Annotated in this window: 11 protein-coding genes; 8 read left to right on the top strand and 3 right to left on the bottom strand. The window is 58.2% G+C overall.

Annotated elements, in window-relative coordinates; all coding sequences use genetic code 11:
* Positions 1-55: 55 nt before the first annotated feature.
* Both recQ and rhtC read left to right on the top strand, forming a co-directional pair.
* Positions 56-1,885: an ATP-dependent DNA helicase RecQ gene (recQ, locus tag IM284_RS18965; RefSeq protein WP_047366704.1), complete on the top strand. Its 1,830-nt coding sequence runs from the start codon at positions 56-58 to the stop codon at positions 1,883-1,885.
* Positions 1,886-1,946: 61 nt separating this feature from the next.
* Positions 1,947-2,567 (top strand): threonine export protein RhtC, encoded by a 621-nt coding sequence (rhtC, locus tag IM284_RS18960; RefSeq protein ID WP_010426287.1) that lies wholly within the window; start codon positions 1,947-1,949, stop codon positions 2,565-2,567.
* Here the strand turns inward: rhtC and rhtB are convergent.
* Complete coding sequence (rhtB, locus tag IM284_RS18955) at positions 2,564-3,184, bottom strand: homoserine/homoserine lactone efflux protein (RefSeq protein ID WP_028014786.1); 621 nt, start codon at positions 3,182-3,184, stop codon at positions 2,564-2,566. The genes rhtC and rhtB overlap by 4 nt on opposite strands.
* A gap of 111 nt (positions 3,185-3,295) precedes the next feature.
* Between rhtB and pldB the strand changes: the two genes are divergently transcribed.
* The 3 genes from pldB (at position 3,296) to IM284_RS18940 (ending at position 6,096) form a co-directional block, all read left to right on the top strand.
* The gene (pldB, locus tag IM284_RS18950; RefSeq protein WP_041911835.1) at positions 3,296-4,288 is read left to right on the top strand and encodes a lysophospholipase L2; all 993 of its coding nucleotides are present in this window, start codon (positions 3,296-3,298) and stop codon (positions 4,286-4,288) included.
* 25 nt (positions 4,289-4,313) lie between these two features.
* On the top strand, positions 4,314-5,114 hold the full coding sequence (yigL, locus tag IM284_RS18945) for a sugar/pyridoxal phosphate phosphatase YigL (protein WP_028014784.1): 801 nt from the start codon (positions 4,314-4,316) through the stop codon (positions 5,112-5,114).
* An 82-nt stretch (positions 5,115-5,196) separates the two neighbouring features.
* Complete coding sequence (locus IM284_RS18940) at positions 5,197-6,096, top strand: carboxylate/amino acid/amine transporter (protein ID WP_032644934.1); 900 nt, start codon at positions 5,197-5,199, stop codon at positions 6,094-6,096.
* On the opposite strand, the gene metR is transcribed toward IM284_RS18940, so the two are convergent.
* On the bottom strand, positions 5,984-6,937 hold the full coding sequence (gene metR / locus IM284_RS18935) for an HTH-type transcriptional regulator MetR (protein ID WP_028014783.1): 954 nt from the start codon (positions 6,935-6,937) through the stop codon (positions 5,984-5,986). The two genes, IM284_RS18940 and metR, sit on opposite strands and share 113 nt — an antisense overlap.
* A 115-nt stretch (positions 6,938-7,052) precedes the next feature.
* Here metR and metE point away from each other — a divergent pair, with 115 nt between their 5' ends.
* A complete protein-coding gene (gene metE, locus IM284_RS18930; RefSeq protein WP_047366705.1) occupies positions 7,053-9,314 on the top strand; it encodes a 5-methyltetrahydropteroyltriglutamate--homocysteine S-methyltransferase in 2,262 nt (753 codons plus the stop codon).
* A 43-nt stretch (positions 9,315-9,357) separates the two neighbouring features.
* Here the strand turns inward: metE and IM284_RS18925 are convergent, their stop codons facing one another.
* Positions 9,358-10,164: a dienelactone hydrolase family protein gene (locus IM284_RS18925; protein ID WP_047366706.1), complete on the bottom strand. Its 807-nt coding sequence runs from the start codon at positions 10,162-10,164 to the stop codon at positions 9,358-9,360.
* A gap of 255 nt (positions 10,165-10,419) precedes the next feature.
* On the opposite strand from IM284_RS18925, the gene udp reads away from it, so the two are divergent.
* Together udp and rmuC are read left to right on the top strand one after the other, a co-directional pair.
* Entirely contained in the window at positions 10,420-11,181 is a 762-nt protein-coding gene (udp, locus tag IM284_RS18920; protein ID WP_003860792.1) for a uridine phosphorylase, read from the top strand.
* 139 nt (positions 11,182-11,320) lie between these two features.
* Positions 11,321-12,778, top strand: a complete 1,458-nt coding sequence (gene rmuC / locus IM284_RS18915) for a DNA recombination protein RmuC (protein ID WP_047366707.1) — start codon at positions 11,321-11,323, stop codon at positions 12,776-12,778.
* The last annotated feature ends 42 nt before the right edge of the window (positions 12,779-12,820 follow it).

The following is a 12,820-nucleotide window of genomic DNA, read 5'->3' as shown; positions in this document are numbered from 1 at the left end:
TCTCTCTCAGGCGCTGAAAATAGCGCCTGTTTTATTTTTCGCAAATGGGGTTAACGTGGCGCAGGCGGAAGTATTGAATCAGGAGTCGCTGGCTAAACAGGTTTTGCATGAAACCTTTGGCTACCAGCAGTTCCGCCCTGGCCAGGAAACCATCATTGAAACGGTGCTGGAAGGCCGAGACTGCCTGGTGGTGATGCCGACCGGCGGCGGTAAATCCCTCTGTTATCAGGTGCCCGCGCTGGTGCTTAACGGCCTTACGGTCGTGGTATCGCCTCTCATTTCCCTGATGAAAGACCAGGTTGACCAGCTGCTCGCCAACGGCGTGGCGGCGGCCTGCCTGAACTCAACGCAAACCCGCGAGCAGCAGCAAGAGGTGATGGCTGGATGCCGCACCGGGCAGATCCGCCTGCTGTATATCGCGCCAGAGCGCCTGATGCTCGATAACTTCCTCGACCATCTCGCGCACTGGAACCCGGTCCTGCTGGCGGTGGATGAAGCGCACTGTATCTCCCAGTGGGGACACGATTTCCGTCCGGAATACGCTGCCCTCGGCCAGCTGCGTCAGCGCTTCCCCGAGCTGCCGTTTATGGCTCTGACCGCCACGGCGGATGACACCACGCGTCTGGACATTGTTCGCCTGCTGGGGCTGAACGACCCGTATATTCAGGTCAGCAGCTTCGACCGCCCGAACATCCGCTACATGCTGATGGAAAAATTCAAGCCGTTGGACCAGCTCCTGCGCTACGTTCAGGAGCAGCGCGGCAAGTCCGGCATCATCTACTGCAACAGCCGCGCGAAGGTGGAAGACACCGCCGCGCGTCTGCAAAACCGTGGCTTTAGCGCCGCCGCATATCACGCCGGGCTGGAGAACCACATCCGCGCCGACGTGCAGGAGAAATTCCAGCGCGACGACCTGCAAATCGTCGTCGCGACGGTGGCGTTCGGGATGGGCATCAACAAGCCCAACGTGCGCTTTGTGGTGCATTTCGACATTCCGCGCAATATCGAATCCTACTATCAGGAGACCGGCCGCGCCGGCCGTGACGGCCTGCCTGCGGAAGCGATGCTGTTTTACGATCCGGCCGATATGGCGTGGCTGCGCCGCTGTCTGGAAGAGAAGCCGCAGGGACAACTCCAGGACATTGAGCGCCACAAGCTCAACGCGATGGGTGCCTTCGCTGAAGCGCAAACCTGCCGCCGTCTGGTGCTGCTCAACTACTTTGGTGAAAGGCGACAGGAGCCGTGCGGCAACTGCGATATCTGCCTGGATCCGCCAAAGCAGTACGATGGCCTGATGGACGCGCGCAAAGCGCTCTCGACCATTTACCGCGTGAATCAACGCTTCGGGATGGGCTACGTGGTGGAAGTACTGCGCGGTGCCAATAACCAGCGTATCCGCGACATGGGGCACGACAAGCTGCCGGTTTACGGCATCGGTAAAGACCAGAGCCACGAGCACTGGGTCAGCATTATTCGTCAGCTGATCCACCTCGGCTTTGCCACACAGAACATTGCCCAGCACTCCGCGCTACAGCTGACCGAAGCAGCGCGTCCGGTGCTGCGCGGTGATGTTGAGCTCAAGCTCGCCGTGCCGCGCGTGGTTGCCCTCAAGCCGCGCGTGATGCAGAAATCCTACGGCGGTAACTATGACCGCAAGCTGTTTGCCAAGCTTCGCAAGCTGCGTAAAGCTATCGCTGACGAAGAGAACATCCCGCCATACGTGGTGTTCAACGACGCGACGCTGATTGAGATGGCGGAACAGATGCCGCTCAGCGCCAGCGAGATGCTCAGCGTCAACGGCGTGGGGACGCGCAAGCTGGAGCGCTTTGGTAAAGAGTTTATGGCGCTTATCCGCTCTCACGCCGATGGTGATGATGAGGAGTAGTCAGACGGGCGAAAAAGTGCCAGGATGATGACTCACTGAATTATTTCCCCGCGAGCTAATTATGTTAATGCTATTTCTCACCGTGGCGTTAGTGCACATCGTTGCGCTGATGAGCCCTGGACCAGACTTTTTCTTCGTGTCGCAAACTGCCGTCAGCCGCTCCCGCAAAGAAGCGATGATGGGCGTGCTCGGTATTACCATGGGCGTTATGGTCTGGGCGGCGGTCGCGCTGCTCGGTCTGAACCTGATCCTGGCGAAGATGGCGTGGCTGCATAACATCATTATGGTTGGCGGCGGGCTGTACCTGTGCTGGATGGGCTACCAGATGCTGCGCGGGGCGCTGAAGAAAGAAGAGAAAAAACCGGAAGAGCCAAAGGTAGAGCTGGCAACGGGCGGCCGCAGCTTTGTAAAAGGGCTCCTGACTAACCTGGCAAACCCGAAAGCGATTATCTATTTCGGATCCGTGTTCTCGCTGTTTGTGGGTGACAGCGTCGGCGCAGGCGCGCGCTGGGGGATCTTCCTGCTGATCGTTGTTGAGACGTTCGCCTGGTTCACTATTGTTGCCAGCCTGTTCGCCTTACCGGCGATGCGCCGCGGCTATCAGCGCATCGCGAAGTGGATCGACGGCTTTGCCGGCGCGCTGTTCGCCGGCTTCGGCATTCATCTCATCATTTCTCGCTAAGCATGACGCGCTGACGCAAGCAGCGCGCCAACCAGCATAAACAGCGAACCAAAGACTTTATTCAGGGCCTTCATCTGCTTAGGCCCTTTGATCCACGCCGCTATCCGCTGCGCCAGCGTCGCGTAACCAATCATGACGATGATATCGACGATGATGGTTGTCGCGCCCAGCACCACATACTGCATCACCTGGGGCTGATGTGGCACGATAAACTGTGGGAACAGGGCGGCGAGGAACACGATGCTTTTCGGGTTCGTCAGGTTCACGAACACCGCGCGCTTAAACAGATGGCCGCGCGTTTGCGTCCTGGAGAGCGTATTCAGGTCAATCGAGCCTGCCGCGCGCCACTGCTGGATACCGAGCCAAATCAGATACGCCGCACCGGCCCACTTCAGCACTTCAAACGCCAGCACCGAACGAGAGAACAACGTCCCCAGACCAATCCCCACCAGCACAATATGAATGCCGAGCCCGGTCTGTAAACCGGCAATGGACGCCGCCGCACCGCGATAGCCGTGGTTGATGGAGGTGGTCATAGTGTTAATGGCACCAGAGCCGGGCGAAAGGCTAAGGATAATGGATGTCAGCAGGTAGGCGAACCACCACTCGAAGGTCATTTGAAGCTCCCGAACCGTCTATTTTTATGCCACAATACGCTATTGTTGAGTCATTTTGTGACCAGTGACGAAAAAAAACGATATTCCCTGGATTACGTGAGTGGAAACCCAATGTTTCAGCAGAAAAAGGACTGGGAAACACGAGAAAACGCGTTTGCTGCTTTCTCAATGGGGCCGCTGACAGATTTCTGGCGGCAGCGTGAGGAAGACGAGTTTACGGGCGTCGGTGGCATCCCGGTGCGCTTCGTTCGCTTCCGCAATGAAAAAAATGACCGGGTGATCGTGGTCTGCCCCGGGCGTATCGAAAGCTACGTTAAATATGCCGAACTGGCCTACGATCTGGTCAACATGGGGTTTGACGTGCTGATCATCGACCACCGTGGACAGGGGCTGTCCGGGCGCATGCTGCCGGATACGCACCGCGGGCATGTGGATCACTTCAGCGATTATGTCGACGATTTTGCCGCGTTCTGGCAGCAGGAAGTTCAGCCCGGCCCCTGGCGCAAGCGGTACATCCTTGCGCACTCCATGGGCGGCGCCATTTCGACGCTGTTTTTGCAGCGGTATGAGCACCAGTGCGACGCCATTGCGCTCACCGCGCCGATGTACGGTATTGTCATTCGTTTTCCCGACTGGATGGTGCGCCATCTTCTCGACTGGGCTGAGGGCCATCAGCGCATTCGTGAAGGCTATGCCATCGGAACCGGACGCTGGCGCGCATTGCCGTTCGCCATCAACGTCTTAACCCACAGTCGGCAGCGCTATCGCCGCAACCTGCGCTTTTATGCCGATGAACCGCGCTTGCGCGTCGGCGGCCCGACCTGGCACTGGGTGCGTGAGGGTATTCTGGCCGGTGAGCAGGTGCTGGCAGGCGTAGGCGATGATGACACGCCGACGCTTCTGATTCAGGCGGAAGAAGAGCGTGTGGTGGATAACCGCATGCATGACCGCTATTGTGAACTGCGCGCTGCCGCCGGTCACCCTTGTGAAGGGGGTAAACCGCTGGTCATCAACGGCGCGTACCATGAGATCCTTTTTGAAAAGGACGCTATGCGCTCAGTCGCGCTTAACGCCATCGTCGAGTTTTTCGACCGGCATAACTGATTTTCTATTGAGGTTAAATTTTCCTATGTACCAGGTTGTTGCATCTGATTTAGATGGCACGCTGCTTTCCCCCGACCACACCCTGTCGCCTTATGCGAAAGAGACCTTAAAGCTTCTGACCGCCCGTGGCGTGAACTTTGTGTTCGCTACCGGCCGCCACCACGTGGACGTGGGGCAGATCCGCGATAATCTGGAGATCAAGTCGTACATGATCACCTCCAACGGTGCGCGCGTGCATGATACCGACGGCAACCTGATCTTCACCCATAACCTGGATCGCGATATTGCTGCCGATCTCTTCGGCGTGGTGCATAACAATCCGGCTATCGTCACCAACGTATACCGTGACGACGAATGGTTCATGAACCGCCACCGCCCGGATGAAATGCGTTTCTTCAAGGAAGCGGTATTCAACTACTCCCTGTATGAGCCGGGCCTGCTGGATCCAGAGGGGATCAGCAAGGTGTTCTTCACCTGCGACAGCCACGAAGAGCTGCTGCCGCTTGAGCAGGCGATCAACGCCCGCTGGGGCGATCGCGTCAACGTGAGCTTCTCCACCCTGACCTGTCTGGAAGTGATGGCGGGTGGCGTTTCTAAAGGTCACGCGCTCGAAGCGGTTGCGAAACGTCTGGGCTTCGCGCTTAAAGACTGTATCGCCTTTGGCGACGGCATGAACGACGCTGAGATGCTCTCTATGGCGGGCAAAGGCTGCATCATGGAAAACGCGCACCAGCGCCTGAAGGATCTGCATCCGGAGCTGGAAGTCATCGGCACCAACGCAGACAACGCGGTACCGAAATACCTGCGCAAACTGTTCCTTGAATAATCTTCATTTGGTTGTTTATTGTTCAGTTGTCAACTAAAGAGTTCGCTACAATGCCTGTCCTTCTTTCTGAGAGACAAGCATTGTGGCGCTACTCATTATCACCACTATCCTGTGGGCCTTCTCCTTTAGCCTGATTGGCGAATACCTTGCCGGTTCGGTCGACAGTTACTTCTCGGTGCTGATGCGCGTCGGGCTGGCGGCGCTGGTGTTCCTGCCGTTCCTGCGCACGCGCGGGCAATCGCTGAAAACCATTCTGCTGTACATGCTGGTGGGGGCGATGCAGCTTGGCATCATGTATCTGTTCAGCTTCCGGGCTTACGTCTACCTGTCCGTCTCCGAATTCCTGCTTTTTACCGTGCTGACGCCGCTCTATATCACCCTGATCTACGACCTACTCAGCAGGCGCCGTCTGCGCTGGGGATATCTGCTAAGCGCCGCGCTGGCGGTTATTGGCGCGGCGATCATTCGCTACGATAAAGTGAGCGATCACTTCTGGACAGGGCTGATGTTCGTCCAGCTTGCCAACATCAGCTTTGCCATTGGTATGGTGGGATACAAGCGCCTGATGGAAACCCGCCCGATGCCGCAGCACAACGCGTTTGCGTGGTTCTATATGGGCGCGGCGATCGTCGCGGTGGCGGCGTGGTTTATGCTCGGCAACCCGCAAAAGCTGCCGACCACCACTGTGCAGTGGAGCGTTCTGGTCTGGCTGGGCGTGGTGGCATCGGGGCTGGGGTACTTTATGTGGAACTACGGCGCTACGCAGGTAGACGCCGGTACGCTGGGGATCATGAACAACGTGCACGTCCCGGCGGGGCTGCTGGTGAACCTTGCCATCTGGCAGGAACAGCCGCACTGGCCGAGCTTCCTTATTGGGGGGGCGGTGATCCTGGCTTCACTGTGGGTCCATCGCCGCTGGGTCGCTCCGCGCTCCGCACAAACGGAAGATGGTCGCACGCGTGGTTCCGCGCTGAGCGAATAAACGCCTCCGTAACCGGCTGACGCTGCTCGCCATCGCGCACGGCGGCGTACAGCCGGCTCCACAGTCCTTCCCCCAGGGTTTTGGTGACCACCAGACCCTGGCGTTCAAAGCTCTCCACCACCCAGTGCGGCAGCGCCGCGATACCCATGCTGGCCGCCACCATCTGGATCAGCAGCAGGGTGTTATCCACGCTTTTCAGCTGCGGGCTGATGCCTGCCGGCTGCAGGAAATGACGCCAGATATCCAGGCGGCTGCGCTGAACCGGGTAAATCAGCAGCGTTTCTGTCGCCAGATCTTCCGGCGTAATGCGCGTTTTGGCCGCCAGCGGATGGTCCGGCGCCAGCACCAGACGCACCTCAAAATCAAACATCGGCGAATAGTGCAGGCCGCTCCGCGGCAGGATGTCGGACGTCATCACCAGATCCAGCTCGCCCTGCTGGAGCGAGGGCTGCGGGTCGAACGTCACGCCGGATTTAAAGTCCATCTCCACCTGCGGCCACTTCTGGCGAAAGTTCTCAAGCGCGGGGGTCAGCCACTGAATACAGCTGTGGCACTCAATGGCGATCCGCAGTTTGGTCTGCTGCGGCTCGTTACACGCCTGCAGCGCGCTGGCGATCTGCGGCAGTACCTGATTCGCCAGTTGAAGAAGAATTTCACCCTGCGGCGTAAAGCGCAAAGGCTGGCTCTTACGCACAAAAAGACGAAATCCGAGGCGTTGTTCCAGATCGCTGAACTGGTGAGAAAGGGCGGACTGGGTCTGGTGCAGCGTGGCCGCCGCCGCCGCGAGCGAACCGCAGTTCCGCAACGCTTGTAGCGTTTTCAGGTGTTTAATCTCGATCATGAAAGTCCTTCACTCCGCCATGAACATTTTGCGCTTGAGGAATATACAGTACCTGCCAATTATAGATGTGTAAACATCTGGACGTCTAAATAACAAATTTCACAAGGGGCATACCATGACAATCCGCACTCACACTCTCGGTTTTCCTCGCGTTGGCCTGCGTCGCGAGCTGAAAAAAGCGCAAGAAAGCTACTGGGCGGGCAACGCCACCCGTGAAGAACTCCTGGCGGTGGGGCGGGAGCTGCGCGCCCGTCACTGGGATCAGCAAAAACAGGCGGGTATTGACCTGCTGCCGGTGGGCGATTTCGCCTGGTACGACCATGTTCTGACGACCAGCCTGCTGCTGGGCAACGTGCCGGCTCGTCATCAGAACAAAGATGGATCGGTGGATATCGACACCCTGTTCCGCATCGGCCGTGGCCGCGCGCCAACGGGTGAGCCAGCGGCAGCGGCGGAAATGACCAAGTGGTTTAACACCAACTATCACTATATGGTGCCGGAGTTCGTCAAAGGTCAGCAGTTTACGCTGGCCTGGACGCAGCTTCTGGACGAAGTGGATGAAGCACTGGCGCTGGGCCACCAGGTGAAGCCCGTATTGCTGGGGCCGGTAACCTACCTGTGGCTGGGTAAAGTGAAGGGCGAACAATTTGACCGCCTCAGCCTGCTGAACGATATTCTGCCGGTCTATAAGCAGGTGCTGATTGAGCTGGGCAAGCGCGGCATTCAGTGGGTGCAAATCGACGAACCCGCGTTGGTGCTGGAGCTGCCGCAGGAGTGGCTCGATGCCTTCAAACCGGCGTATGACGCGCTCGCCGGACAGGTGAAGCTGCTGCTGACCACCTATTTCGAGGGCGTGACGCCGAACCTCGGCACTATCACCGCGCTGCCGGTTCAGGGCCTGCACGTTGACCTGGTTCACGGTAAGGACGATGTCGCAGAGCTGCACGAGCGCGTGCCTGAGGAGTGGTTACTCTCCGCCGGTCTGGTCAACGGCCGTAACGTCTGGCGCGCCGATCTGACCGAAAAATACGCCCAAATTAAAGACATCGTCGGCAAACGTGAGCTATGGGTGGCTTCATCTTGCTCGCTGCTGCACAGTCCGATCGATCTGAGCGTGGAGACCCGTCTCGACCCTGAAGTGAAAAGCTGGTTTGCCTTCGCCCTGCAAAAATGTGAAGAGCTGGCACTGCTGCGCGACGCGCTCAACAGCGGCGACACGGCGGCGATTACCGACTGGAGCGCACCGATTCAGGCGCGTCGTCACTCGGCTCGCGTGCACAACCCGGCGGTAGAAAAACGTCTGGCGGCCATCACCGCCCGGGACAGCCAGCGTCAGAGCCCGTACGAGGTACGTGCCGAAGCCCAGCGCGCCCGCTTCAATCTTCCCGCGTGGCCGACCACGACCATCGGTTCATTCCCGCAAACTACCGAGATCCGCGGCCTGCGTCTGGACTTCAAAAAGGGCAATCTGGACGCGAATCATTACCGCACCGGCATTGCGGAACACATCAAGCAGGCGATTATCGAGCAGGAACGCCTCGGGCTGGACGTGCTGGTACACGGCGAAGCCGAGCGTAACGACATGGTGGAATACTTCGGTGAACACCTGGACGGCTTCGTCTTTACCCAGAACGGCTGGGTGCAGAGCTACGGCTCCCGCTGCGTGAAGCCGCCGGTGGTCATTGGCGACGTCAGCCGTCCGGAACCGATCACGGTGGAGTGGGCGAAGTACGCCCAGTCCCTGACCGACAAGCCGGTAAAAGGCATGCTGACCGGCCCGGTGACCATTCTCTGCTGGTCGTTCCCGCGCGAAGACGTGACCCGTGAAACCATCGCCAAACAGATCGCCCTGGCGCTGCGTGATGAAGTGGCGGATCTGGAGGCGGCGGGGATTGGCATCATCCAGATTGACGAACCGGCGCTGCGCGAAGGTTTGCCGCTGCGCCGCAGCGACTGGGATGCTTACCTGCAGTGGGGCGTGGAAGCATTCCGCATCAACGCCGCAGTGGCGAAGGACGACACCCAGATCCACACCCATATGTGTTACTGCGAATTTAATGACATCATGGATTCGATTGCCGCGCTGGATGCAGACGTGATCACCATCGAGACCTCGCGTTCAGACATGGAGCTGCTGGAGTCGTTTGAAGAGTTCGACTACCCGAACGAAATTGGGCCGGGCGTATATGACATTCACTCCCCGAACGTGCCGAGCGTGGAGTGGATTGAAGCGCTGCTGAGGAAAGCTGCCCAGCGTATCCCGGCAGAACGCCTGTGGGTAAACCCGGACTGCGGCCTGAAAACCCGCGGCTGGCCGGAGACACGTGCGGCGCTCGCCAACATGGTGAAGGCGGCGCAGAATTTGCGTCAGGCTTGATGACACGCAGGCCCGGTAAGGCGCAGTCGCCACCGGGCTTTTTTTATGCTTTCTTCCCACCGTACTGGCTAAACCATGCCAGCATTCTCTGCCAGCCATCTTTCGCGGATTCCGCGTGATAGCTCGGACGATAATCGGCATTAAACGCGTGTCCGGCATCGGGATACACCACGATTTCGGCCTTCGCGTTCGCCGCCCGCAGCGCGTGGCGCATCGTCTCGACGGTATCAAGCGGAATGCCGGTATCCTGGCCACCATATAGCCCTAACACCGGGGCATTGAGATCGGTAGCGATATCAACCGGATGCTTCGGTGAGTTCAGCGTCTTTTCGCCCACCAGTTTGCCGTACCAGGCAACGGCGGCTTTCAGCTGCGGGTTATGCGCGGCATACAGCCAGCTAATGCGTCCACCCCAGCAGAAACCGGTGACCATTAAGCGGTGCGGGTCGCCGCCGTTGCGCGCCGCCCAGCTGGCGACGTGGTCTAGGTCTGCCAGCACCTGCGCGTCCGGCACTTTGCTGACCAGGTTGCTGAAGAGCGTCGGGATATCACTGTAGTCATTCGGATCGCCCTGACGGAAGTAGAGCTCTGGCGCAACGGCCAGATAACCCTCCAGCGCCAGGCGGCGGCAGAGGTCGCGAATATGTTCGTGAACGCCGAAAATCTCCTGAACCACAATCACGATGGGCAGCGGGCCGTCTGCTGACTTTGGCCGCGCGTGATATGCAGGCATATTTTCCCCCTGAGAGGGGATGGAGGTCTCGCCCGCCGTAATGGCCTCTTCTGAGGTTGAGACGATGGTTGAAGCATGCGGAGCCGCAGCAGGTGCAAATCCGGTTTTTTCAGTCATGGCATTCTCCGTACCAATGAGTTAGCGCAAAGGTAAATATAGACACCAGGTTAACAACTCACAGTGCCTTAAACGGTCTATCTTTTGTGCAGCACCCGACGATATAACTTGTTAATGTGATGTGAATCACTTTTTGATGGAAATTCAATGCAATCATTTTCATTCATGGTGAGATGTGTCACGAAATTATGCTTACCGCTTCTGTAAAGTACCGTTTTACTTCTTCTGACTAACCGACCCACAGAGGAGTCACCTATGTCTAAGTCTGATGTTTTTCATCTCGGCCTCACTAAAAATGATTTACAAGGGGCTACGCTCGCTATCGTCCCTGGCGACCCAGAGCGTGTGGAAAAGATCGCCGCGCTGATGGATAAGCCGGTCAAGCTGGCTGCCCATCGTGAATTCACCACCTGGCGCGCAGAGCTGGATGGCAAAGCGGTGATTGTGTGCTCTACCGGTATCGGTGGCCCGTCTACCTCTATTGCCGTGGAAGAGCTGGCGCAGCTGGGCATTCGTACTTTCCTGCGTATCGGCACCACCGGCGCGATTCAGCCGCACATTAACGTCGGCGACGTGCTGGTGACGACCGCATCCGTGCGTCTGGACGGCGCAAGCCTGCACTTTGCACCGATGGAATTCCCGGCAGTGGCTGACTTCGAGTGCACCACCGCGCTGGTTGAAGCGGCGAAATCCGTGGGCGCAACCACTCATGTGGGCGTAACTGCCTCTTCTGATACCTTCTATCCGGGCCAGGAGCGTTACGACACCTTCTCAGGCCGCGTAGTGAGCCGCTTCAAAGGCTCAATGGAAGAGTGGCAATCCATGGGCGTGATGAACTACGAGATGGAATCCGCAACGTTGCTGACCATGTGCGCAAGCCAGGGTCTGCGTGCCGGTATGGTGGCGGGCGTTATCGTCAACCGTACCCAGCAGGAGATCCCGAACGCCGAAACCATGAAGCAGACAGAAAGTCACGCGGTGAAAATCGTGGTTGAAGCGGCTCGCCGCCTGATCTAGTCCTCCTCTCTGAGATAAAAGGCCGACGCGTTCGGCCTTTATTTTTTGCGTAGCGCCTCGCAGGAAAACCCTTTCAAACTGGACGTTTATACAGCACAATCTTATTTTGTGCGGGTAATACGTTGATGCAGGGGGCATTGTGGATATCTCAATCCTGATTTATGCGGTAATTGCGCTGGCGGGCGTGGCGATAGGCTGGCTGATATCCAGCTATCAGCATGTACAGCAGAAGGCCGAGCAGTTGGCTGAACGCGAAGAGATCGTCGCCGATTTAAGCGCCGCAAAACAGCAGCTTGCCCTAAGCGACCACTGGCGCGACGAGTGTGAACTGCTCAATAACGAACTGCGTAACCTGCGTGATATCAACACCTCGCTGGAGGCCGATCTCCGCGAAGTGACTACCCGCCTTGAATCCACCCAGCTGCATGCCGAAGACAAAATCCGCCAGATGATCAACAGCGAGCAGCGCCTCAGCGAGCAGTTCGAGAACCTCGCCAACCGCATTTTCGAGCACAGCAACCGCCGCGTTGATGAGCAAAATCGCCAGAGCCTGAACAGCCTGCTGACGCCGCTGCGCGAACAGCTGGACGGCTTTCGCCGTCAGGTACAGGACAGCTTTGGTCAGGAAGCCCGCGAACGCCACACGCTGGCGCATGAGATCCGCAATCTTCAACAGCTGAATGCCCAGATGGCGCAGGAAGCGGTCAACCTGACGCGGGCGCTGAAAGGCGATAACAAAACCCAGGGTAACTGGGGGGAAGTGGTGCTCACCCGCGTGCTGGAGGCCTCTGGCCTGCGGGAAGGGTATGAATACGAAACGCAGGTGAGTATCGAAAACGATGCCCGCTCGCGAATGCAGCCGGATGTGATTGTGCGTCTGCCGCAGGGCAAAGATGTGGTCATTGACGCCAAAATGACGCTGGTGGCCTATGAGCGCTACTTCAACGCTGAAGATGACTATACGCGCGAATCGGCGCTGCAGGAGCACATTGCCTCCGTGCGTAACCATATTCGCCTGCTGGGTAGAAAGGATTATCAGCAACTGCCGGGGCTGCGCTCGCTGGACTACGTGCTGATGTTTATCCCGGTCGAACCCGCGTTTTTGCTGGCGCTCGACAGACAGCCCGAACTGATCACCGAAGCGCTGAAAAATAACATTATGCTGGTCAGCCCCACCACGCTGCTGGTGGCCTTACGCACCATTGCGAACCTGTGGCGCTATGAGCACCAGAGCCGTAACGCGCAGCAGATTGCCGACCGCGCCAGCAAGCTGTACGACAAAATGCGCCTCTTCGTGGACGACATGTCCTCCGTCGGGCAAAGCCTGGATCGTGCGCAGGATAACTACCGCCAGGCGATGAAAAAGCTCTCCTCCGGGCGTGGCAACCTGCTTGCGCAGGCTGAAGCATTCCGCAGCCTGGGAGTGGAGGTTAAACGCGAGATTAATCCGGAATTGGTCGAACAGGCCACAGCGCAGGACGAAGAGTTCCGACTGCGTGAGGGCGGGGATGAACAAAATTCACCCAGCCAGGACAACGATTTAGCGGCGGATTTATCGCCAGACGAGCAGCCAGCGCGTTTCTTTCGCGGTGGTTGAATCGTAGGGCAATTGCGCCCAATCTGTTACACTTCACGAACA

The organism is Enterobacter cloacae complex sp. P12RS (assembly GCF_014895875.1).
GTDB classification, from domain to species: domain Bacteria; phylum Pseudomonadota; class Gammaproteobacteria; order Enterobacterales; family Enterobacteriaceae; genus Enterobacter; species Enterobacter bugandensis.
This window is presented reverse-complemented; position numbering and strand designations above follow the sequence as displayed.

What these genes read in the sequence shown, in the direction of transcription:
- yigL (WP_028014784.1), top strand. Translation starts at nt 4,314, where the DNA reads ATGTACCAGGTTGTTGCATCTGATTTAGATGGCACGCTGCTTTCCCCC.
- rhtB (WP_028014786.1), bottom strand. Translation starts at nt 3,184, where the DNA reads ATGACCTTCGAGTGGTGGTTCGCCTACCTGCTGACATCCATTATCCTT.
- metR (WP_028014783.1), bottom strand. Translation starts at nt 6,937, where the DNA reads ATGATCGAGATTAAACACCTGAAAACGCTACAAGCGTTGCGGAACTGC.
- rhtC (WP_010426287.1), top strand. Translation starts at nt 1,947, where the DNA reads ATGTTAATGCTATTTCTCACCGTGGCGTTAGTGCACATCGTTGCGCTG.
- udp (WP_003860792.1), top strand. Translation starts at nt 10,420, where the DNA reads ATGTCTAAGTCTGATGTTTTTCATCTCGGCCTCACTAAAAATGATTTA.
- metE (WP_047366705.1), top strand. Translation starts at nt 7,053, where the DNA reads ATGACAATCCGCACTCACACTCTCGGTTTTCCTCGCGTTGGCCTGCGT.
- pldB (WP_041911835.1), top strand. Translation starts at nt 3,296, where the DNA reads ATGTTTCAGCAGAAAAAGGACTGGGAAACACGAGAAAACGCGTTTGCT.
- IM284_RS18925 (WP_047366706.1), bottom strand. Translation starts at nt 10,164, where the DNA reads ATGACTGAAAAAACCGGATTTGCACCTGCTGCGGCTCCGCATGCTTCA.